Origin of the sequence: Treponema denticola, from assembly GCF_024181405.1 — a bacterium.
Classification (GTDB): Bacteria; Spirochaetota; Spirochaetia; order Treponematales; family Treponemataceae; genus Treponema_B; species Treponema_B denticola_D.
Genome location: NZ_CP051302.1, coordinates 585213 through 608940, shown reverse-complemented (window position 1 = coordinate 608940; position 23728 = coordinate 585213). Strand labels below are relative to the sequence as shown.

General features: G+C 35.2%; 23 protein-coding genes. 8 read left to right on the top strand and 15 right to left on the bottom strand.

Translation table 11 applies throughout. The features are described from left to right. Nucleotides 1–53 precede the first annotated feature (53 nt). From secG to tpiA, 3 genes are all read right to left on the bottom strand, one after another. Complete coding sequence (secG, locus tag HGJ18_RS02795) at nt 54–404, bottom strand: preprotein translocase subunit SecG (RefSeq protein ID WP_253697567.1); 351 nt, start codon at nt 402–404, stop codon at nt 54–56. Nucleotides 405–483: 79 nt separating this feature from the next. Next, the gene (locus HGJ18_RS02790) at nt 484–852 is read right to left on the bottom strand and encodes a hypothetical protein (protein WP_010699193.1); all 369 of its coding nucleotides are present in this window, start codon (nt 850–852) and stop codon (nt 484–486) included. Between the two features lie 129 nt (nt 853–981). Next, nucleotides 982–1734: a triose-phosphate isomerase gene (tpiA, locus tag HGJ18_RS02785; RefSeq protein WP_253680213.1), complete on the bottom strand. Its 753-nt coding sequence runs from the start codon at nt 1732–1734 to the stop codon at nt 982–984. A gap of 133 nt (nt 1735–1867) precedes the next feature. Between tpiA and HGJ18_RS02780 the strand changes: the two genes are divergently transcribed. The 3 genes from HGJ18_RS02780 to HGJ18_RS02770 all read left to right on the top strand — a co-directional run bounded on the left by HGJ18_RS02780 (nt 1868) and on the right by HGJ18_RS02770 (nt 6583). After that, entirely contained in the window at nt 1868–3553 is a 1686-nt protein-coding gene (locus tag HGJ18_RS02780; protein ID WP_253697566.1) for a hypothetical protein, read from the top strand. Nucleotides 3554–3646: 93 nt separating this feature from the next. After that, nucleotides 3647–4786, top strand: a complete 1140-nt coding sequence (locus HGJ18_RS02775) for a glycosyltransferase (protein WP_253697565.1) — start codon at nt 3647–3649, stop codon at nt 4784–4786. Nucleotides 4787–4864: 78 nt separating this feature from the next. After that, a complete protein-coding gene (locus tag HGJ18_RS02770) occupies nt 4865–6583 on the top strand; it encodes a hypothetical protein (RefSeq protein WP_253697564.1) in 1719 nt (572 codons plus the stop codon). Here the strand turns inward: HGJ18_RS02770 and HGJ18_RS02765 are convergent. From HGJ18_RS02765 to HGJ18_RS02750, 4 genes are read right to left on the bottom strand one after another with little or no spacing between them, the layout of a single operon-like run. Continuing rightward, nucleotides 6580–7008: a hypothetical protein gene (locus HGJ18_RS02765; RefSeq protein ID WP_253697563.1), complete on the bottom strand. Its 429-nt coding sequence runs from the start codon at nt 7006–7008 to the stop codon at nt 6580–6582. The two genes, HGJ18_RS02770 and HGJ18_RS02765, sit on opposite strands and share 4 nt — an antisense overlap. A 2-nt stretch (nt 7009–7010) precedes the next feature. Further along, complete coding sequence (locus tag HGJ18_RS02760) at nt 7011–7598, bottom strand: MBL fold metallo-hydrolase (RefSeq protein WP_253697562.1); 588 nt, start codon at nt 7596–7598, stop codon at nt 7011–7013. Continuing rightward, complete coding sequence (locus HGJ18_RS02755) at nt 7595–8122, bottom strand: pentapeptide repeat-containing protein (protein ID WP_253697561.1); 528 nt, start codon at nt 8120–8122, stop codon at nt 7595–7597. The genes HGJ18_RS02760 and HGJ18_RS02755 overlap by 4 nt, the downstream gene beginning before the upstream one ends. Nucleotides 8123–8163: 41 nt before the next feature. Next, complete coding sequence (locus tag HGJ18_RS02750; protein WP_366793569.1) at nt 8164–9432, bottom strand: YncE family protein; 1269 nt, start codon at nt 9430–9432, stop codon at nt 8164–8166. Nucleotides 9433–9577: 145 nt separating this feature from the next. Here HGJ18_RS02750 and HGJ18_RS02745 point away from each other — a divergent pair, with 145 nt between their 5' ends. The 5 genes from HGJ18_RS02745 to HGJ18_RS02725 are packed head-to-tail and all read left to right on the top strand — an operon-like array spanning nt 9578 to nt 14020. Further along, complete coding sequence (locus HGJ18_RS02745) at nt 9578–10516, top strand: metal ABC transporter solute-binding protein, Zn/Mn family (protein ID WP_253697559.1); 939 nt, start codon at nt 9578–9580, stop codon at nt 10514–10516. A gap of 26 nt (nt 10517–10542) precedes the next feature. Beyond that, entirely contained in the window at nt 10543–11310 is a 768-nt protein-coding gene (locus HGJ18_RS02740) for a metal ABC transporter ATP-binding protein (protein ID WP_002668485.1), read from the top strand. Continuing rightward, nucleotides 11307–12221, top strand: coding sequence for a transition metal ABC transporter permease subunit TroC (gene troC, locus HGJ18_RS02735; RefSeq protein WP_253697558.1), 915 nt, complete (start codon nt 11307–11309; stop codon nt 12219–12221). The genes HGJ18_RS02740 and troC overlap by 4 nt, the downstream gene beginning before the upstream one ends. Before the next feature lie 4 nt (nt 12222–12225). Beyond that, nucleotides 12226–13326, top strand: a complete 1101-nt coding sequence (locus HGJ18_RS02730) for a metal ABC transporter permease (protein WP_253697557.1) — start codon at nt 12226–12228, stop codon at nt 13324–13326. Nucleotides 13327–13351: 25 nt separating this feature from the next. Further along, entirely contained in the window at nt 13352–14020 is a 669-nt protein-coding gene (locus tag HGJ18_RS02725; RefSeq protein ID WP_253697556.1) for a metal-dependent transcriptional regulator, read from the top strand. On the opposite strand, the gene HGJ18_RS02720 is transcribed toward HGJ18_RS02725, so the two are convergent. The 8 genes from HGJ18_RS02720 to fliE form a co-directional block, all read right to left on the bottom strand. After that, a complete protein-coding gene (locus HGJ18_RS02720; RefSeq protein ID WP_253697555.1) occupies nt 14013–15215 on the bottom strand; it encodes a glycoside hydrolase family 3 N-terminal domain-containing protein in 1203 nt (400 codons plus the stop codon). The genes HGJ18_RS02725 and HGJ18_RS02720 overlap by 8 nt on opposite strands. A 13-nt stretch (nt 15216–15228) precedes the next feature. Continuing rightward, complete coding sequence (locus tag HGJ18_RS02715) at nt 15229–17661, bottom strand: tetratricopeptide repeat protein (RefSeq protein ID WP_253697554.1); 2433 nt, start codon at nt 17659–17661, stop codon at nt 15229–15231. A gap of 14 nt (nt 17662–17675) precedes the next feature. Further along, nucleotides 17676–18140 carry a flagellar export protein FliJ gene (gene fliJ / locus HGJ18_RS02710; protein WP_253697553.1) on the bottom strand — a complete coding sequence of 155 codons (465 nt, stop codon included), beginning with the start codon at nt 18138–18140 and terminating at the stop codon, nt 17676–17678. Continuing rightward, entirely contained in the window at nt 18140–19564 is a 1425-nt protein-coding gene (gene fliI / locus HGJ18_RS02705) for a flagellar protein export ATPase FliI (protein ID WP_253697552.1), read from the bottom strand. Before fliI ends, fliJ begins: the two co-directional genes overlap by 1 nt. Before the next feature lie 9 nt (nt 19565–19573). Further along, complete coding sequence (fliH, locus tag HGJ18_RS02700; protein WP_253697551.1) at nt 19574–20500, bottom strand: flagellar assembly protein FliH; 927 nt, start codon at nt 20498–20500, stop codon at nt 19574–19576. A gap of 20 nt (nt 20501–20520) precedes the next feature. Continuing rightward, nucleotides 20521–21570, bottom strand: coding sequence for a flagellar motor switch protein FliG (gene fliG, locus HGJ18_RS02695; RefSeq protein WP_253697550.1), 1050 nt, complete (start codon nt 21568–21570; stop codon nt 20521–20523). Between the two features lies 1 nt (nt 21571). Then, a complete protein-coding gene (gene fliF / locus HGJ18_RS02690; RefSeq protein WP_253697549.1) occupies nt 21572–23275 on the bottom strand; it encodes a flagellar basal-body MS-ring/collar protein FliF in 1704 nt (567 codons plus the stop codon). Between the two features lie 65 nt (nt 23276–23340). After that, complete coding sequence (gene fliE, locus HGJ18_RS02685) at nt 23341–23706, bottom strand: flagellar hook-basal body complex protein FliE (RefSeq protein WP_253697548.1); 366 nt, start codon at nt 23704–23706, stop codon at nt 23341–23343. Between the last annotated feature and the right edge of the window lie 22 nt (nt 23707–23728).

Here is a 23728-nt window from a genome sequence, read left to right as displayed (position 1 = left end):
CATAAATTCGCACAAAAAAAAGAGATACCGGATTTATCGGTATCTCTTTTAAACTACTCACCGTCTTTTTTGGTTTCAGTGCCGCTATTCGTACCGTCGTCGCTTTTCCACCAGTCGGTTGACGTTTCGGTTTGTTTTTTCATTGCCTCTTCGGATAAACCTGAATCCGATGGGGTTTTTGTAATAAGGGCCAATAAAAAGGTCGTTACAAAAAACAGGGCAACAACAACATAAGTAGCTCTTGTTAATACGTTGCTCGACTTTGAGCCGAAGGCCGAGTTGCTTCCGCCTGAAAAAAGGCCGCCCAAACTATCGCCTTCTTCATTTTGTAATAAAACTAAAAAGATAATAATCGCACAAATTATGACAAAAAGTACTAACAAAGCAATACCTAAACCACTCATAATCTAACTCCAAATTATAAAAATACGCCCTACAGAATACACTAAAAACGGAAAAGTTTCAATAGCTCTTATTAAATTTTTAGCGGACTTTTCTAAAAATAACGCGTTTTACTACAGTTGTCTTTGTTTTTCCTACAGAAGCGGCTTTTAGATCTTCAACTTCAAATCTTGAAAAAACATTAGTTCTTTTATATTCGGCGATAAATTCCATAATAATTTTTTCGCAGTCGGCTTCATTATAGGTATCGTTATTTTCCTCATAGGTAAGGTAAAACTCAACCTGATTTTCCAATCCCGGAACATCCATCTTTGTCAAATACATTACGGCAGACGGCCTATCTTTAACCTCAATTTTCTGTGTTTTGGTTGTTACATTTGCCGCATTTTGGGCAAAAACAGCCAAAGCTAATAAAGCCATAATACTAATCGCAAAAAATTTCTTTTTCATCTTAATAACCCTCCAATTTAAGTTATTTTATTATACTGTAAAGCTAAACAACTATCACAGCTCTTAAGATACTAGCATTTTATTCTCATTTTTTCAAGTAGAAAACAAGTCTAATCAAGAGTTTAAAGTCTACTCGGAAAACAAGGCTATAGGCAAAAATGTTTCCGTTTTAAGACCGGCTCCGCCTATTAAGCCTCCGTCAATATTGGGCTTTTTTAAAAGACCGGCGGCATTTTCAGGTTTCATAGAGCCTCCGTACTGGATTATCATATCTTTAGCAGCCTTTTCTCCGTAAAGAGCGGCTAAGGTCTTCCTTATTGAAGAATGGATGGCATCAGCATCCTCAGGGCTCGCATTTTTTCCCGTTCCTATTGCCCAAACAGGCTCATAAGCAATCGTTACCTTATCCAAATCTTTTGCAGAAACTTCTGTAAGCCCTTTTTTAATCTGCCTTTCGCATACGGCTTCGGCATGACCGGCTTCACGCTCTTCGAGAAGCTCTCCCACACAGAGGATAACTTCAAGACCGTGTTTTAATGCAAGTTTTACCTTTTTATTGATAAGGTCATCTGTTTCCTTGTATATATGCCTTCTTTCGGAATGGCCTAAAATTACGGCTTGAACACCTACATCCAAAAGCTGAAGAACAGAAACCTCCCCGGTATGAGCGCCCTTTTCTTCCAATCCCATATTTTGAGCACCCAGCAAGATATTGGAGCCTTTAAGCACGGACGCAACATCTTGCAGAAGAGTAAATGAAGGAGCTATCATATACTTATTTTTTCCGTCTTTTAGGCCGGCCTTCATTTCTGTTGCAAGCTGCTTGGCTTCAGCCCTATTCATATTCATCTTCCAATTTGCCGCAATGTAAAACTTTTTCACTTTTCCTCCTATAATTGAAGCCAAAAAGCCTCATTCATATTGAATAGGTTATCCTTTTATGCCGGCGTTGTCAAGACTATAATTGAATTTTATGGTTTATTGTGGTAATATGCCTAAAATATGAGAGGTTATTATGAAATCTAAAAAATACATAGTAATTGTTTTTCTTATTATATGTTTAATAACCGAAACGGTCCAAACAGCCTTCGCAACTGAAAATGAATCGGAATATGATATACCTTATGCAAAAATTTTTTATGAAAAGAATACGGATATTTATGATGCCGTATATTTTTTAGCTATCGAAAACGGATTTTCTCCCCTTTCCTATAAAAAGCCGCAATCGGCAGCAGAGCTTTATAAAACATTAAGTCTTATTGATAAAGAGAATTTAAGCACTATAGGCTTACAGGTATATGAAAATACAAGAAAAACTTTAGTGCAGCCTAATTATCTTCTTAAACAAGAAATACTTAAATTCAATATAAACGCCCTATTTGGGGTTCAAGGGCGCTTCACATACAAAGTAAACGATTATACCCCCCGCATAGATAAATTTTTAGCTTACAATGAAATGCCGATACCGATAGCCGTTCCAATAGAATTTTTAATTTCAAATTATTTTTATACTTACTGTTATTTAAGTCTTAATAAGAATTTTGCAGCAAGTAAATTTTCAAATACTTTTTTAAATATTCCGTTAAAAGAGAACGACATGGATTTTCATTTTCCTCAAAAGGCCGGCATATCGATGGGAAACTCTTTTTTTAACATAAATATCGGCAGGGGCTCGTTAAATTTGGGCAGAACATTGGGAGGCAGTATGCTTATAGCCGATACGGCTGACCGCTTTGATTATTTTTCGGGAACCGTATTTACAAATAACTTAAAACTTGATTTAACTATCGTAGAATTAAATCCTACCCGTTTTTTATTTACGCATGGGATAAGTTTTAGACCTATAAAGCAAATTTCAGTAACACTTCATGAAGGTGTTTTAATAAATTCTTTTTTTGATCCGCGCTTTTTAAACCCTGCTATGATTTTTCATAGCCATGCAGCATGGAAAGAAGATTACCTTCCTGGCACTACACCGGCATCTGAAAATGGAGCAGTAGGAAGTCAATTCGGGATTACGATAGATGCAGTTCCTATAAAAGGATTAAGGTTATATGGGCAATTCGGAATGAATCAGTTTCAAACTCCATCAGAGCTCAAGGGCTTAAACGGAAAAAATTATACCCCAAATTCTTTGGGCGGCCTTTTCGGTGTCGAATACCTTTACCCTACAACAATAGGCTACATCATATCTTCAGTTGAAGGCATTTACGCAAACCCATGGTATAATATCCTTTCAAACAAAAAAATAAGCTATTACCATGAACGGCAAGAAATGTCTTCTTCGGTTCTAGGATATGATAATTCCCAAATATACACATGGATTTCAAATCCATATGGGCCTGATACAATTACAGCCATAGCCCAAGTTTCTCTTGTAAATCCAAAAAAATATTCGGCATCCCTTACTTACAGACTTGTATGCAAAGGCGAAAATGAAGATAACTTTTTTGATAAAAATAAAGAAGATCCTCCGGGTGTGTATTATCCGGAAGCTAAGGGGAATAACCATCAGGAATGGCTTCTTTGGCGAAGTCCAAGCGGTAATCCTATCTTTTTTAACACTATCAGAATATCAGGATCGTACCAAATATTGCATAATTTAATTGCACGGGGAAGCTTTGCATGGACAAATGCATCGGGAAAAATTAATGGAAATGCAATTGACTTTTCGTTATCTTTAAAATATAGTATACGTTGATTTTTGAATTTTATAATCTTTGCAGTTGATCGAACAATGACCGCCATTGTTAATTACTTGTACTTGTATTGATTTTTGCTTATAATACTAACTATGAAACAGAAAATCGGATTTATATATTTAAAAACAGGAGCAGGACACATAGCCGGTGCAAAAGCTCTGTCAAGCAAATTAACGGATTTACACCCCGATGAAGTTGAATGCTACCTCAAGGACGGCTTTGATAAGGGCGCATGGTTTTTAAAATTCTTTTTTGAAAAAGGATATTTATCTTCTACAAATTATTTTGAACTTGGCTATGTTTCATTTTATCAATTATGTTCTTTAAAACCGGTGCTGACATTTTTAAAAAAAATAATAGTTCCATATGCCGTTCCAAATTTAGTAGAATTTTTAAAATCAAACCAAATTACAAAACTTGTATGTTTACATCATACCCTTATTCCAATTTGCAGAGAAGCGATAAACAGGATAAATCCCAATATTCCGCTCATCAGTATAGTAATGGATCCTTTTACGGTTCATCCTGTATGGTTTTTTGAAAAAAACACCGAATTCATTGTTTTTTCAAAAAAAGCACTCCAAGAAGGCTTAAACAAACACAATGTTCCTGCAGAAAAACTGCATCAATTTCCATTACTTATTTCAGAAAAATTTGATGTTCCCTACCCACAAGAACAAATAATTTCAATAAAAGAAAAATTGGGAATTCCGAAAGATAAAAAAATAGTATTAATAGCCGGAGGCGGAGAAGGATTAAAAAATGCACTGTCAATAGTTAAAGCTTTTATCAAAAAAAAATCCGACAGCTTTTTAATTGTTGTATGCGGAAAAAATAGAACTCTTAAATACAGCCTCGAATATCTAGTTCAATTTTCAAAATTTAAAAATATTAAAATATTCGGTTTTGTTGCATTTATGCCGGATTTGATAAATATATCAGATTGCATCGTTACAAAAGGAGGGCCTGCGATGCTAATGGAATCTCTGGCTGTAGGGAAACCTGTTATAGTTTCTACATATATAAGAGGACAAGAAGTAGGAAATATGCTGTATATTGTGCAGAATAAGCTTGGATGGTACATTCCAAAACCAAAATGTATTGTAGAAAAAATAGAGGAAATTTTTTCTGACAATAAATACCTTGAAGAAATTCGTGAACGTATAAAAAAAATGAGTATCAGAAACGGTCTAAACGATATAGCAAATTTTGTATGGAATTTTAATACCTAATAGAAAATAAGGACTTATATGTTGACTGTTTACATTATATTATGTAATATCATTTAACTATATACATAAGGAATATCTATGATTAAAAATAAACTTTTTGTTATATTATTTATATTTTTTGGATTATCGGTTTTTTCTCAGGCTGCAGTGGACATATTTGATCCTTTATATGAAGACATAAGAATATGGGAAAATATAGGTTTACTCAATGACTTGTCTTCACTACGGCCTTACCCCTTACAAGAAATAGAAAGAATCTTAAACATTGTTATCGAAACAGGATCCGAAAAACAAATAAAAAAAGCTCAAGAATATAAAAAACATTTATTTGGAAGTGTATTTCATTACGGAGGTGAGGCTGAATTAGGAATCACGATTCCTAAAACACAAAGAGATATTTCGATTGCTCCATTATTGGATATGAATATTTCCTTACATAAATTACTTACGGCTTCGGCCCATGCTAATTTTAGTTTATTAAATAAATTACCCAAAGAAGAGGGACTGCCTGCATTTCAATTTTCAAAAAAAGATATAATACCTGATAACAGCGTAGTAGGCTCATTTACTTTATTACCTATGTTTAATTCAGGAGTTGCAATAGGCACACCTGAATATTATTTTACAGCCGGGATGGCTAGAACATCCTTCGGCCCATTTGATGAAAATAATATTCTGATAGGAGAACAGGCCTTTCATTCGGGACAGTTTATATTTGTCGTCAATAAAGAAAAATTTACATATAATCAAGCTTTACTGGCTATATCTGCATCAGATGACAGAGGAGAATCTTATTTTCCTCAGAAATTTACGGCAGCACACTCCATAACATACAGACCCCTTCCATGGATATCTATTGGACTTGTCGATATAATTACATACGGAGGCAGGTTCGACCCTATTTATCTTCTTCCACTTTCAGTATTTTTTATAGGTCAAAGCATATACAATTTTGCTGATGCCAGTATGCTAGGTCTGACTATAGGAATCAAGCCCATTAATGGGTTAAAAATTGATGCAGTTCTTTTAGCGGATGATTTAGGTTTCAATGAGATTATAAAATTTAAAGATGCGAGATGGAGGATGGCAGGGCAATTCGGAGTTTCCTATGCAATGCCTAAAGATCATTGGTTCAGCTTTGCAGATATAAACTATATTTTGGTAACACCCTACTGCTATACCAGCATTCACAATAACAACAGAAAAGAACCTAACTATGAAAATTATACACATAATGGAGAACCTTTAGGCAGTAACCTGCCTCCAAACTCCGACCGCATACGGGTTAAGGCCCAATTTACACCGCTGGAAGGTCTTGCAATAAATGTATCAAATACCTTTATCCGCCATGCCAATGTTACGGAAAGCGTATATGATCCAGTAATATTAAAAGAGTATCTTAAAGAAGGAAATTATTCGACTGATGGCTCGGTTTTCAATCATTCAGCTGTAGTAGATAAAAATTCAGAAAGAACACATGCTTTCCTTTACTCCACACCGTTCCTAACCCAGCAGACAATTCAATATGTCAATCAGCTTGGATTGGAAGGAGTTATTAACCTCCCGATTTTAAAATCAGGCGGTTTAATGCAGTTTAAACTGGGCTATACCTTTGAAACAAATATAAATCCGGGAGTGAATAACCATATTTACAATGAAAAAATTCCTGCTGCAAGTTTAGCCACTGATGCACAAGTACTTAATGAGGCCAATAAGCAGTTAAAAAAATGGAGAGAACAAGCCGTCGGAAAAGAGTTTAATCACTACTTTAACATAGGCGTAAAAATCTCTTATTAATATTTTTTTGCGGTCTTTTGCCAAACCTTATTTTTAATTTTCCATGTGCATAGACCGCTTTTTTCTTCTTTAAATTCAACGTCTGCATAGTACCAGCTGCGGCAGTTTAAAATTGAAAAAACAGGAAGACTTGTTTTTTGTTTTAAGCTCTCAAGTTGTAAAAATACTGTTTTTGCCTCTTCACGTGCATCACCTAAGATAAAACCTCCGTTAACCTCAAAAGCATCGGGAGAATTACAAGGTCTTACAATTAGAGAGCCTGACAAAATCGGCGGATAGATTGTAAGATAGTCAAATTTTTTCTTTGTTTTAAAAAAAGGAATTGTCTTACGAAAAGGAAAAGACACAAGACTTTGAATCAATTTTTGTTCCTCATAGAGAACGGTCATTAAATTATCGGGCAAAAAAAGACAAGTTTCCGTCATACTTAAAAAGGTTTATTTTCAAAATCTTGAAAAAACGAAGCATTGAATTTACGCTCTACCCCTATGGAAGTGGGAGGACCGTAAAAAGGCATGATAATAAGATTATCTTCAAAACGCATGAGCTTTGTTTTTAAAATATTGCGCAGTGTCCGCTCTGCATACATATTTGAAGTTTGACCAATCATTCCTGCAGATAAGGAGGTTCCGGTAAATACCATATTCTCAATTTGAAACATGTAGGAGTATGACGAGTGTGCAGGAATTGCAAAATATCTTACAGAATAACCGGCTACATCTATGCAGCCGTCTCCTCTCAGTGTATTTATTGTTACATTTTCAGAAAGGCAGCTTCCGGCATAAACCTTTGGACTGTAAATTTTTAAAATCGTATTGAGTCCCGTTTCATAGGGATGTTCAAGATCGTGAGTCAATAAAACGGCTTTAAGATTAAATTCGTTTTTTTCAATTTGATGTATCATCTTTTCGGTAATTTTTGCAGGGTCAATTATAACAGCCTCTTTTGTAATTTCATTTCCGATAAGATAGGTGTTTGCAAAAAATTGCGGCGAAAAATGAAGATAAACTTTCATACAAATTCATCTCCTTCCGTAAAAACCGCCTCACGGGTATTGGATGACTTATAAGAAACGCCATCTTCTTTCGAATATAGAAACAAGGTCTTTTTAAGATTGCAGTTTTGAAAATATACGTTTTTTAAAAACGAAAACATAAAACGTGAGCTATATAAATCAGAATCGTTAAAGGAAACATCTTCCGCCCTTATTCCGTTAAAATTATTTTGCAGAAGCTCGGAATTTTTAAAATCAGTGCAGATAATTTTTGCCCCTCCGAATGAAGAAAACTGAATATCGGAATTTTGAAAATTACAAGAGTCTATTTCGCAAAAATCAAAAAAACACATTCTAAGGTGTAGGTTGCTGCAATTACAGTTTTTAAATTTGCTGTTTGAAAAAGTACATCCGGTAAAAGATTTTTTTGAAAAGTCTAAACCTTCAAATTCCAAACCGGATAAATTTAAACTGTTCAAAGAATCCGATTTTTTTAAAAGTTCGAGAAAATCTTCATATTCAGTTTTTTTATCAAAATTAAACATCAGCTCCTTCTTATTATCGTATTCTAAACTTAAAAAACTTCCTATTCAAGTAGTGAAGACTTTAGTTCGTACACCCTTATTCTATTATCCAAAAAATCGGATAGAACTATTTTTTTTCCGTCGGGAGAAACATCCAAGCCTGTAGGCTGATTACCGGCTTCAATGCTTTCAATACGGGTAAATGTTTTTGTATCGATTATATCGAGACGGCCGAAGACATAACCCTTATACAAATATCCTTTATCGGGATTATTCGGCCCCCTGCATGAAACATAGAGAAGATTCTTATCGGGTGACAGCTGAATAGTATTCGGATTAAAAAACACCTTGATACTTGCAACAAGCTCATCCTTATCCGTAGAATAAACTTCAACAATATCATTTCTCATATCCGAAACGTAGATTAGCTTACGCTCATAGTCGGTAACAATGTGCCGCTTTGCCCCCTTTACCCCGCCCTCGTAAACGGTTTTATAATCGGCTAAAGATTTTTTTATAAGTTTACATTGAGAATTACCGGCCGAATCTTCAAATTGTGCACAGTAGATACATTTTCCGTCTTCAGAAAATGCCATACCTCTCGGAACAGCCTTAGTTTTTATCTTTTTTTCTTCTTTATAAGAAGAAGGATCGATAACACTTATATCCTGTGAGGTCCAATTACTCAAATAGACCCTATCAAGACCGGCATTATAAGCCATTACCTTGCTCCATGTACCTGTAGAGTTTATAGTTCTTTTATACTCAAAAGATGTAAGATCAAAGACATGAATTGAGGCCGTAGGCATTTGGCTGACCCATAATTCGTTTTTATGTTTTAGCACGAGAGATTCTACAAAGCCGAATTTTTCGGCATATTCTTTTGGAGGAGAAATTCGCTTTGTCTCTCCGGTTTCAATATCTATCAAATCAAATCCTGAGCCGTCAAGAAGGGCTACAGCAACGGTTTTATCGTTTACGAAGGTAACGCTCTTAGGTTTTTTTCCTGTAGGAAAAACCTTAACTACATCGTATTTTGAATCTATGGGAGATAGAACAACAAAGGCTTTTTTATTTTCTATCGATGCTAAATCCAAACTATGAGTATGGAAACCTTCTTTTTTTATCACAAGTGAAGTTGTCCTATCTTTTAAAGTAAAACTCAAATGCCCCAGGGTCTTATCGGAAGATATAAGTTTAGATTCAACTTTAAGGCCGTCAGCAAAAAATTCCGCATTTTTATACGGCTGAAGATTAAGGTCAAAAGCAAAATCTGCAAAACACAACATGGCGGAAAGAAAAAAGCAAAATATACACAAAAACTTTTTCATAAAAAATGAAGAATAAATAGAAAATCTCATAAACCTTATTTTGCTTGTTTTATAAAGCTTTGTCAATGGGATTCAGCTTGACATTTTCTTTATTTTTTTATATATTATAATCATAATTTTGATATATCAAAATAGGAGATTTGAAATGACAAAAAAATTAATAATCTTATGTTTAACAGGACTTACCATATTAAGTTCGGTGTTTTTCTCATGTTCTAAAACAGAAGCAACGAATGAAGCCAAGGATTCAGGTAAGATAAAAATTACTGCAACAATAGGCATGGTTGCCGACATAGCCAAAGTTGTCGGCGGAGATGAAGTTAATGTGCAAGCTCTTATGGGTGCGGGAGTAGATCCCCACCTTTACAGGGCAAGTGCAGGAGACATGGAAAAACTTCAAAAAGCCGATATTATTTTTTACAGCGGGCTTCATCTTGAAGCAAAGATGGGAGAGGTTTTGCAAAAAATATCTTCTACCCGCAAAACCGTAGCAGTTGCCGAAAGCATTCCCAAAGAATATTTATTACCCTTTGAGGAATCCGAATTCGATCCCCATGTTTGGTTTGATGTAAAGCTATGGAAATATGCAACGGAATCGGTATATAAAACCTTAGCGGAATTTGCTCCGCAAAAAAAAGAAGTCTTTAAAGAAAATTATGAATTCTATCTTGCAAGACTTAACGAACTTGATGAGTTTATTAAAAAGAGAGCTTCCGAAATTCCGCAAGAAAAAAGGGTTTTAGTTACGGCCCATGATGCCTTCAATTATTTCAGCAAAGCCTACGGCTTTGAAGTCAGGGGGCTGCAAGGCATAAGTACTGTAAGCGAAGCAGGAGCAAAGGACGTACAGGAGCTTGCAGATTTTATTACAAAAAGAAAACTTCCGGCCATCTTCGTTGAAAGCTCGGTTCCCGAAAAAAATGTAAAAGCCTTGCAGGAGGCCGTAAAAGCCAGAGGCTATGATGTTTCAATTGGAGGAGAGCTTTTTTCGGATGCTATGGGTGATGAAGGAAGCTTCGAAGGAACATATATAGGAATGCTCACCCATAATATAAACACGATAATAGATGCCTTAAAAAAATAAAAGATTTATTCTAAAAGGATGATTTTATGAATACAGGTGCAGAACATTTAAAAGAGAACTTAATTCCGGCTTTTTGTGTTGAAGACCTTACCTTGGCTTACCGCGAAAAGCCTGTACTATGGGACATAGATGTATGCGTACCCCAAGGAGCAATGGAGGCTGTAGTCGGCCCCAATGGAGCCGGAAAATCCACCCTTCTTAAAGCAATGATGGGTATTCTTCCTATAGCATCGGGAGAAATAAAAATATTCGGAAAATCATATAAATCTCAAAGAAAAAGAATAGCCTACGTACCGCAAAGAAGTTCGGTAGATTGGGATTTTCCGACAACGGTCTTTGATGTCGTTTTAATGGGTTCATATGGAAATTTGGGATGGATAAAAAGGCCGGGGCAAAAGGAAAAAAACGAAGCTATGTCAGCCTTGGAAAAGGTAGGAATGCTCGAATTTGCAAAACGTCAGATAAGCGAACTTTCAGGCGGACAACAGCAAAGAGTTTTTTTGGCAAGGGCACTCGTTCAAAATGCGGATCTTTATTTTATGGATGAGCCATTTCAAGGAGTTGATGCAGCTACCGAACAGGCTATTGTAAAACTTTTAAAAGAGCTAAAGGAAAATGGGAAGACTCTTTTGGTAGTCCATCACGATCTTCAAACCGTAAAGGATTACTTTGATCGAGTACTCTTATTGAATGTAAGATTAATAGCTGAGGGAAGTATTGAAGAAGTTTTTACCGAAGAAAACTTACGCAAAACTTATGGAGGCAGAATAGCCTATAATTCTGAAAAAAAATGAACGGAATAATAAATTTTTTTGCCGATTATACTTTGAGAAATGTCTTTTTGGGAACGATGCTTTTAGGCATAGGCTCAGGTGTGGTAGGAAGCTTTGCCGTCTTACGAAAACAAAGTTTGCTTGGAGATGCGGTTGCACACGCTGCCCTCCCCGGAGTTGTAATAGCATTTTTACTTACAGGTTCTAAAATGACACTGCCTCTTTTACTGGGTGCAGGTCTTACGGGTCTTATAGGAACATTTTTTATAAACAACATCGTACATAACTCAAAAGTAGACACAGATGCAGCTCAAGGTATTGTCTTGGGAGTATTTTTAGGCCTAGGTTTTTTACTTTTAACCTATGTTCAAAAATTACCGGGAGCCGGAAAAAGCGGCCTTGACAAATTTATCTTCGGGCAAGCGGCAACAATAACACAACAAGATGTGATAATCATTTTTATAGTCGAAGCATTTGTCCTTATAATCATTGCACTCTTATGGAAAGAATTAAAACTATCTACATTTGATCCGGGATTTTCGCAATCAATAGGTTTTTCACCTAGAATACCGGAATTAATTTTAACGGCTTTAATTGTAATTACAATAGTTATAGGAATACAGGCCGTAGGTGTAATTTTAATGAGCGCTCTTATACTTGCACCTGCTGCTGCAGCAAGACAATGGACGGATAGACTGAGCATAATGTGTCTCCTATCTGCTTTTTTTGGAGCAGCATCCGGAATGGGCGGAGCTGCAATTTCTTCTCAGGTTTCAAAAATGCCTACGGGCCCTGTAATAGTTTGTTTTTTAACAGGTTTTACATTGATTTCCATTTTATTTAGTCCTCATAGAGGAATTATTCAATCAAAGATAAAAAAGTTTTATACAAAAAACAAATTACGAAAAGAAACAAATATGAAAAGGAGATAGCTATATGAATATGGAAATAATATTAATTGCAATTATTGTCTCTGCCTCATGTGCTCTCTGCGGAGTATTTCTAGTCTTAAGGAGAATGTCTTTGATGGGTGATGCAATAAGCCATTCTATCATAATAGGAATCGTATTAGGCTTTTTTATAAGTAAAACCTTATCTTCAAGCATACCATTGATAGGAGCCGTTATAGCCGGAATGGCCTCGGTTATCTTTACCGAAGTCTTGCAAAAGACAAAACTTATAAAAAGCGATGCAGCCATAGGGCTTGTTTTTCCATTTTTATTCAGCCTTGGAGTTATTTTGGTTTCACTCTATGCAGGAAATGTTCATTTGGATACGGATTCGGTTTTATTGGGAGAATTAGCCTTTGCACCCTTTGACCGTATAAGTTTTTTTTCGGTTTCATTCCCAAAAAGCTTGGTTCAAATGATCTGTATTCTTTTATTCGATTTTGTTTTTATCGTAGCATTTTTTAAAGAATTAAAACTGACAACATTTGATCCTAACTTAGCAAAATCATTGGGCTTTTCACCTTCAATTATGCATTACGGTCTAATGTTTGCAGTGAGCCTTACCTGTGTGGGTGCATTTGATTCGGTTGGAGCCGTTTTAGTTACAGCCTTGATGATTGCACCTGCCGCGGCAGCCCTATTATTAACAAACAGTCTTTTTTATATGATAATAATTTCAATTGTTATTGCTTCGGCATCATCGATAAGCGGCTTTTACCTTGCAGTAAAAATAGATGGAAGTATATCCGGCTCAATGGCTGCAATGACAGGCGTCTTTTTTTTACTTGCTTACCTATTCTCTCCAAAAGACGGATTGGTAAAACGAAGGGCCGAACAAAAAAATCTAAAAATAAATTTTGCCGTAAAAATGCTCATTGTTCATCTTCTGCACCATCAAGGTGAAGAAAATATGATCAGTGAGTGTAGAGAAGAACATTTATGTGAACATATTAACTGGACGGAAAAAAAAGCCCATGCAGTAGTACTTGCAGCAAAACGGCTGGGATATATAAAAAAAGAAAACGGTTTACTTCTTTTGTCTCCATTAGGAAGGCAGGAGGCGGAAAAATCAATAACACATATTTAAGTGAAATGAATTATTAGGAGGAAGAGTGAAAATCTCGCAAATTACGACCGAAAATTATTTAAAAGCTATTGTCAAATTTTTGTCGGAAAGTGATAAAGAAAAAATTACTACCGGTGAACTTGCAAAACTATTACATGTTACTCCCGGTACGGCAACATCAATGGCAAAGAAACTTGAAAAAGAAGGATACATAGAATATCAAAACCGGATAGGATGCAGCTTAACCGAAAAAGGTAAAAAGTACGGCCTCAATATTTTAAGGAGGCATAGATTAATTGAAACCTTTTTATTTCAAACACTCAAAATGGATGGAAAAAATGTTCACAATGAGGCAGAGAATTTAGAACATGCAGCCTCGGATCTTTTAATAGATAAAATAGACAAATATTTAGGACATCCTAAAAGGGATCCCCATGGAGCAATGATACCCAGAAAAAATCAAAAGGAATATACATGTACAGATTCAAGTTTAGATAAAGTAAAATACGGAATAGAATATTCGATATCAAGACTTACAGGCTCAGATGCTCAATTTGAATATTATAAAACAATAAATTTAAAATTAAATTCAAGGATTATAATTCAAAACAAAAATGAAGAAAGCGGTTTAGCCGAGATAATAATAGACGGTAATAAGATATCCTGTTCCACAATGATTTTAAAAAATATATTTGTCGAAAAAATTATTATTTAGGTTCATTTGATTTTTTTAAAATATCTTCCGCAGCTTTTTTCGCCTTATAAAATTTTTCTTTATTAAATTTGTATTTTTCTATAGGCTTCAATGATTCATCAATAATGCCCATCTTTATTTTTGTTTTTAAAATATTAAATACCGCATCATCAATTCTTTTAAGAAAATCGGGCTCGCTATTCATTTTTTTTGAAATTGCTTCTACAAGCTCTTTAAACTTAGGTTCGGAACACATAACCATATCACAACCGGCATCAAGAGCTAAAAGCACATTATCTGCTGTCGTGCGCCCATCTGCCTTAAGAGCTTTCATCGCCATATCATCAGTAATAATTAAACCTGAAAATTTTAATTCGGTACGCAAAATGTTTTCTATTCCCTTTTTTGAAAAACAAAAAGGTTTTTTATCTATAAAAGAAACTTCAGCATGTGAAATTAAGACAACCTCATCGGTACCATAAAGAATTCGGCGAAAAGGAGAAATAAAATCCTTATAAAAAATATCTTCATCAACATCGATAATGCTTTTTGAAAGATGCGGATCGGTCTCCGCATTCCCGGGGAAATGTTTAACGGTAGAAAGCATCCCGCCCTTTTTCATTCCGGAAATAAAAGCGCCTGCATATTTTACTATAACATCTTCATCATCGGAAAAAATACGATCATCCAAGAAACCGGCATCTTTGGATTTTTCTTTTTCAACAATCGGAGCTAAGTTTAAATGTATACCCAATAGGTGTATTTGTTCTGCCGTATGAGTATATAGAGCTAAGGCCTCTTCTTCTGTTAATGTTTCTGCTACTTCTCTTGGTGAAGGGAGGGGCGATCCTATTTTTCTAATTCGATAAACACGCCCGCCTTCAAAGTCGGATGCAAAAAAAGGCGGTACAAATGTTTGGGATTTAGACAAATTTTGTATAGACTGCTTAACCGATTTTATATAAGAAGCACAAGCTTCAGGAGTATTCGAAAAATTATATCCGAATAAAATAAAAGCACCGGGTGTATAAGAATCGAAATAAGAGCTTAAATAAGGCGGAAAAGTTTTTTTTCCTTCAATACTCATCATTAGAACTTGAGAAGCCTTGTCTTGCATACTCATTTCCGAAATATAAGCCTTGATACTTTCATCATCACCAAAAAGAGCCGTGTAAATAAAAAAACAATAAAAAAAAGCGGATATAAAACGTTTCATAAATATTCCAATGCTAAATAAGTTTTTGATTTTTTGCAATCTTAAAAAGTTTTGAGTTCCATAAATTATTTTGCATATACTTGTCACGTATATCGTTTTCACCTATTGCCAATACATTTTTTTGCATTGACTTAAAAGCTTTACTTAGATAGGCAATAGTTTGAGAAGAACTTTCTCCGTATAACTTAACGGATAAATCATAACACAGATACATATATAAAGATGAATAAGGACCATTTTGATAAAGGGATTCAACAGCCGATGCTTCCAGATTTGATAAAAAAATCTTACATTCTTCGATATCATACATCTTTGAAAAGTTAATTTTACAATTATAATAATTATAAAAAGCATCAAACATCTTTTTCCCAATAGACATATTATATATATTGGACCAGATCAGATCTTCAGCAATACTAAAACCCGATTTTAAGTTTATAAAATCCGTTAGGCCGGAATTATTATATGCACTATAGATAGAAGATATATCCAAATTCATTTTTTCAAAGTCATTATTTAAAACAGGATAGAATAAAAAAGACTCAAGCAAAAACAATAAAGCATCATCAGTATAATCGATATATTTTAGTAAAATCTCTTGACCGTTTTTTATTTGCCCCATATAAATTAAAGAACGGCCATACCAAGATTTACATAATGGTTCTATTTTATCAAAATATAAATCAGCAAAATCCGATGCCATCCTAAAACTGTCTGCAGCCTTATTAAACTCTCCTATTTGCAAATAAACACGGCCTTTCATAAAAAGATATGGAATTTTCCAATCCTGTTCAAAATATTCATCAACGGCAGCAGCTAAACGGTCTAAAAAAGTTATAGATTGCTTTAAGTTATTTTGTAAGAAATAAACGACACTAATATTAAATAATGCATCACAGATAAAGGATGTATCATGAGAATGCTCGGCATTATCAAGAGCATAGGAAAAATAAGTAATAGCATCGGATATTTTATTTTGCATTAAATTAAAGAAGGCAAGCAAAGAAAAAGCTCTATACTCTCCCGATTCCAATTTATTTTCTTGAAAAAAACCGATTGCAGTTTTTAAATATGCATAGGATTTTGCTGTACTATCATCTATATTTGCAATAATAGAATTTTGATAATATTTTAATGCGTCATAAAAAATTTCGTTTTTATATTTTTTTAAATCTAAACCTTCAATAGAAGAGTCAGAATAATTATGAAATATTGAAGCAAGTAAAAAATCAGGCTTACATTTAAAATTTAAGGAATCAAATATTTTTTCGGCCTCAGGATTTGCATTTAAAATTCCTTTTTTATATTTAGTCCATAAATATTCGGTTATATTTGAATCTACCATGTTTTTGCTAAGATTAATACGTCTTTCAATAATTTCAGGTAAGCCATAAGGCACGGCATATATATTATTCTCGACTAAAATAATTCCCATTGAATACATCCAAGCATAAACATCATCAAAAAAAGCCTTGCTTTTATTCAATGAAACTAAAAAATCACTAATCTCATCATAGAAAAAATATTTACTTGAAACAAGAATAATATATATCAGTTGTAATAAATCATCAGGAATATTATATATTGACGGTAAGGAAGAATCTAAAGCCTCTATTTCCATATATTTATTAACTGCATATATTTTTTCTGCTTCTTCCAAATTTTTTTTATCGTCAAGATTATCTATTAAAACTTTTATCGATGTCCCGGCATTTTGTTTTTTTATGTAATTTTTTAAGTATATTGCAGTATTTGTTAAAAAAGCATCAACAAAATATTGAGGCATATCTTTAGAAAATCTATGTTTTTTTAGATAAATATAAACATTCTTTGTAGCTAAAAAAGAAACTCTATCTTCAGCACTCATGGCTTTTAAACAATCATTATCCAAGGGATTAGCCAAAATAAAATTATATATAGACCAAAAATAATTATCATTTCGATGCAATATTATCGAAGCATTTTTTTCAATGTTTTTATTAGAAGTTAAATTAATATTTTCAAAAAACTTAAATGCGTTACATAATAAAACGGACTCCTCCGTTTCATTAAAATCAATATATTTTGAAAGTTTATCGGAAGCCTCTTTTGAAGCAAAGATACCCATTTCAGGTATTAATTGTTTTTTATACAAGGATAAAGATTCAAATAAAACCTCATTTAAAACTTCTTCTTCATAATAATTTGTAATACATCTTACTTCGGCAATCTTATTTTTATATGAAATTAATATTTTATTTACATTATATAAAAATCTGGCAGTAGAAAAAGCATAAGCAATCGATTTTTTTTTAAATAAAAAATAAAAACTGCCTTGGTCTTGTATAATTTCCGCTCCGTTTGATAAAGCTTCTTCTTTTATTAAGTTAATAAAATCGGTAAGGATTTTCAAATTAATTTTACGCAATTGTCTTTCATATACTATTTCTAAAAAAACACTTAACATGTACTCATCCTTGATTAATTATTCCTCTTAACTGCAATTGTTTTATTTTGACCGAATCTATAAGTAACAATATCATCGATATATGTTTCTTCCGCTTTTATATTTTCTTTTTCCCATAGCTCCCGTTTTTTTTCTTTTAATTTTGAAATCACTTTGCGTTTTGATGCAGCCTCAATGTAAATCTTTCTTTTTTCTTCAATAACTTGTTCTGCAAGAACTAGTTTTTCTAATAATTCATCCTTTTTTTTATCTAAGAGTATAATATAATTTTGGGCATTATGAAGATCGGTTATATCAATTTTATCGGACTCAGGATTAAATTCGGTACCTGTTTTTACTTTTAACTTAGCAATCTGCTTTAATTGCAGATCTATATAATCTTTATGAGCAATAGCATGAGCCAAGTCAATTTCTGCCTGATGTTCATAAAATTCGCGTAAGTTCAAAAGTTTTTCAAGCCGAAACTCAAACCTTTTCATTAATTAACCTCTCGATCCGGTTTATATAATGCGGAGGCCTCAGAACTTTGAGCATATTTTTTTATGGCCCCAACACCTAATCCTGCTTCATCAAATTCTTCGGGAGGAATATCAATACCCGTAATATCCGAAAGTTTTTGTAATGTATCTTTCAGTTTTGCAGGATCATCCACCTCTTGTGTTAAAAAATCATAAATACGCGGATAATGTTCTATAGCATCATCGATTGCTGCACTGCTTCCTTTTTGATAAGCTCCGAGATTTATCATATCTTCGGATTCGGTATAATCTTTTAATAATGTACGCATTCGTTTTGATGCATTCTTTGTGTTCGGTCCCGATACTCTGTTGGATAATCTGGAAATACTTTTTAAAATATTAACGGCTGGATATTGTCCTCTCTCGGCAAGATTTCTATCCAATACAATATGACCGTCTAAAATACCTCGTACGGCATCCGAAATCGGCTCATTCATATCGTCGCCTTCAACTAATACGGTATAAAATCCTGTAATGGAACCTTTTTCGGAGGTACCGCTTCTTTCAAGCAGTTTAGGAAGCGAACTAAAAACACTGGGAGTATATCCGCGAGTTGCAGGAGGCTCTCCTATGGCAAGCCCTATCTCTCTTTGTGCCATAGCAAAGCGTGTTACCGAATCAAAAAGAAGCATAACATCTTTGCCCTGATCTCTAAAGTATTCTGCAATGGCCGTAGCAGTATATGCTCCTCTTATTCTTGCAAGAGCACTTTGATCGGAGGTTGCACTTACAATTACCGAATGTTTTAAACCTTCAGGTCCCAGGTCATGCTCAATAAAATCCAAAACTTCACGTCCGCGCTCTCCTATAAGAGCTATAACATTTACGTCGGCATTTGTGTTTCGAGCTATCATTCCAAGCAAGGTAGACTTTCCGATTCCCGTACCTGCAAAAATTCCAAGGCGCTGTCCGCGCCCCACAGCCAAAAGACTATCGATAGCACGGATGCCGGTAACGATTCTTTGTCTTATAGGCTTACGGGTCATAGCATCGGGAGGAGGAGCTACAACAGGATATCTTTTTGCCGAATAAGGCTCAGGTTTACCGTCAGCAGATTTACATAAAGCATCTACAACACGGCCCAGTAGAACATTTCCAACCGGGACGGATAGAATTTCTCCGCTTGCAATAATAAGATCACCTATTTTTACACCTTGAACATCGGTATAGCTCATCAGCTGAACGATAGTTCCGTTTAAGCCTACAACCTCAGCCTTTAATCCATCAGGATTATCATCCGTAATAATCTGGCAAAGCTCTCCTACGGAAGCCACAGGACCTTCACTTTCAATTAATTTATCATGAACACGGACTACACGTCCAGTAAATTTTATCGGATCGGTTTCTGAGACAGCATTGGTATATTTATCAAACAGATCTACCATATCGGCACCTTAAATATTTCCGGTCTTTATCTTTGTTTTAATGGGAGATATTTCCAAAATCTTTTGCTCAAGTTCGTTAAGCTGACTTGCTATGCGTGCATCCACTGCTCCAAAATCGGTTTCAATGATACATCCGCCTTGATCAACAGTAGAATCTTCAACCACCGTAATATTTTTAATATTTTCTGCAGCAGATATAAAGTTTTGGATGTGCTCCGTAGTCATCTTCACATCAGCAAGATTAACGCGTATAACCACGTCTCCCCTGCCCTTTACTTTTCGCAAAGCATGAACGACATTAGAAACTACAACATTTCTCTGATTTTCGGAAATAACTTTAACAACCTTTCTTGTCATCAAAAGAACAAGATCCACTATTTGCTGCTCGGTTTCAGAAAGAATTTCTTGACGCCTATCCATTGTCTTATTTATTATTGTATGAAGACGATCGGTTAGGCGTTGCACTTCAAGATTTCCTTCTTTAAAACCTTCTTCACGGCCGCGGTTAAAACCTTCTTTATAAGCATCACGGTTTACGGAATCTTTGTTTTTTTCGGAATCGGCTATTATATCTCCGGCTTTTTGCTCGGCTTCGGCTATAATATCTTCAGCATCTTTTTTTGCATTTTGAGCAATAACTTGAGCTTCATCTGTCTGCCTTTTTACCTCATCAAAGGCTGCATTTTGAGCATCTTTAATAATTTTATCGGCTTCAGCTTTAGCATCAGAAATCATTTTTTCTTTTTGCTTTTCCCATTCGAGTTTAAAATCTTCAGCTTCTTTTTTTAAATCTTCAACAGTCGGACCTTCATAAACCGGAACCTTTTCTTCAATAATTTCTTCAGGTTCTTCTTGAAAAGTTTTATTAAGCTGTAAAAACACTACATCGTTATTGTTTTTGTTTACCTCAAAGCCTCTAAAAATAGTCTTAGCCATAAGCAATTCTCCGTTTTATTTTATACCAATTCATCCTCTTCGGATCTGGCGATAACAATTTCACCCTTATCCTCCAAGTGTCTGATAATCGAAACAATCTTCTGCTGAGCTTCTTCAACATCTTTAACACGTATCGGTCCCATGTATTCCATTTCATCGCGGAGCATGGCACCTGCACGCTTAGACATATTCCTAAATATCTTATCTTGAACTTCGGCATCAACCTGTTTAAGAGCTTTAGCCATTTCATCGTTATTAACTTCGCGCAGAACCTTACTGATGGATCTATCGTCAAGCATAACAATGTCTTCGAATACGAACATCTTCTTCTTGATTTCTTCTGCCAAGTCGGGATCTTCGTCTTCAAGAGATTCGATAATGGATTTTTCAGAAGAACGGTCAACAAGGTTAAGAATCTCAACGATGCTGTCGACACCGCCCGCTGCAGTATAGTCTTCACTTGAAACAGTAGACAGTTTCTTTTCCAAAACGCGTTCAACTTCACGGAGAACATCGGGGGAAGTTGTATCCATGGTTGCAACGCGTCTTGCTACATCGCTTTGAATTTCATCGGGAAGATTTTGCAAAATCACCGATGCTTTTTGCGGCTCAAGGTAGGCAAGGATCAAAGCTATTGTCTGCGGATGCTCTTGCTGAATGAAGTTCAATAAGTGCGCAGGATCCGTTCTTCGAATAAAATCAAAAGGACGAACTTGGAGAGAACTCGTGAGTCTGTTTATTATTTCGATAGCTTTTTGACTGCCGAAAGTTTTTTCCAGAACATCCCTTGCATAGTCTATACCGCCGGTTGTTATAAAGTTTTGAGCCGCCATTAAATCCTGAAACTCTTGGAGAACGGCATCTTTTAATTCGGCTTCAACACTTTCAGTTCTTGCAATTTCAAAAACTATTTTTTCGACTTCATCTTCACGAAGCCTTTCCATTATCTTAGCGGAGATTTCGCCTCCGAGAGATACTAAGAATATTGCAGCCTTTTGTCTTCCGGTAAGAGAATTAATATCCTTACCTTTTTTTGAACTGCCTCTTTCTTTTGCAGGTGCTACAGCCATATTATTCCTCCATGAGCCAAGTTCTAATTAAGAGAGCAACATCTTCAGGATGTTCCCTAGCCATATTGATAGCATTTTCTTGAAGCTCCTGACGTCTTCGCTCTTCAACCGTCATTGAAACATCGGCATCAGCCATTTGCTGATCATACAACATTCTTTCACGCTCCAACTGTGCCTGACGCAGAAGCTCTTCTTCGCGGAGCCTTTTTCTTCTTTCATATTCTCGGCTTATGATTCTATACAATATAAAGAAGAGCAATATTAATGCTATTCCTGCTAACGAAAGTAAGAATATGGTTTGTCTTTGCAAAGCCTTAAAATATTCCTTATCTTCCAGTTCAAACTGAGAAGTTCTATCAACCTTAACATTTACGACACTTACGGAATCTTTTCGGCTTGCATCAAATCCTATGGCATCTTTAATTATTTTTTCGGCCTGCTTTATTTCTTCAGAAGAAAGAGGTTTATATTCTCTTTCAATCACACCGTTTTTAATAATATATTTTCCGTTAACATCTTTTTTCTTTTCCCAAACACCGTCAATGTTTACCGATACGGTTCTTCTTCCCATTTTTGGAAGGAAGACTTCCTTTATCTGGCTTGAACTTACAAGATGGTTTTCCTTTGTGATGGTCTGAGTCGAGCGTCCCACTAAATTTCTTGTATCTTGATAAGAAGGAGGAGTTTGTCCCTCGGTTCCCGTAGTCCCTTGAGGATTTATTCCGCTTCCTTCCCAGATAGTCGTTGCATTTTCCGAACTTACCGTAACCGATTGAACTACTTGAGAATCATCATAAGAAGTCTCGGGATTATCTTCTTTGATAACTGTAGGGCGAATTTCGGTTGTATCGGCAGAACGTTCAGACATATCCATATCAATTTTAACGTTTATATCTCTAACTCTGTCTTCACCGTATATTTTTTGTAAAGGAGTCAATATATTTGCCCCGTATTGCCTTTCAAGTTTAGCAATAAACTTTTGCTGCTTTTCAATTAAGGTTAAGCGGTCGGCATCTTTCATGATTTCAAAATCGTTTAAAGGAATTCCGGAAGCATCGCTTATCGTAATATCTTCATTTTTTAATCCCGGAACCGCAAGCCTGAGCATCTTTTGAATACCCTCTATTTTTTTTCGATTGGTTGAAATATCGCTTCCGGGTGCAGGAGTAATAACAACAGTCGCAGTTGCAGGAAGTTGCTCCGATTCAAATAAGGCCTTTTCAGGTATTCTGACGACAACATTGGCATCATCAATATCATCCAATGCTTTTAAGTGTCTCTTGACTTCCTCGGTAATTGCACGGCGTACATCAATCTCGCGCTCAAAATCGGTACGCGAATAACGCTCAACATCAAAGAAGGCCCAAGGGCTTGTATTCTTGGGTATCAAATCCTCACGCAACAAGATAGTCCTCATCCTTCTGGCTGTTGCTTCATCTGCAACAGAGATTATACCTTCGGAAGAGATTGTAGTTTTTACATTTTCTTCATTAATGCGCAAGATAATTCTATCACGCAGATCAACATCGGTTATCGCCATGTCTATTACGGGTACCGATGTCGGTTTTGAAGACCATCTACCGAGAACTACAATCAGCACCAGAGCAAGTACAATTACCCCGATGATGATTCCTTTTTGGAGCTTTGTCCATTTTCCCCAAAGCGTCCCAAACTTTGTTTTTAGATTGTTAAACTTTTCGTTCATGTTTCCCCCCATGTACTGAACGAGCTTTGCAAGACTTTAAGTTAAAAGTCTTGCGAGGCTATTTTTTATCTCGTTGTAGTAATATCATTCCAAGTTTTTACTAAACGGTCGATTATGGTTTGCGCCAATTTAAGCGACAAACTTGCTTCGGCCATTCCCATCGTTATATCATGAACATCGACAGATTCGGGATCGACAATCATTTGTTCTCCCAACTTGTCCATGTTTGTTTGCTTTGCATTCATGCTGTCGAATGCTTTTAAAATTGTCTGTTCAAAACTTGCAGCTTCTTTATTTGAAGCAAGCTCAATCATGTCGGTATTTGAGACCATTTTGGCTCTAAAATTATCGGTAACAACAGCATTAATTTTCGGAACATCCAAAAGTCCCGGTACCGAATTTACATTTGCAACATTTACAGCGTTTATCATTTTTTCCTCCCACTAAAATATT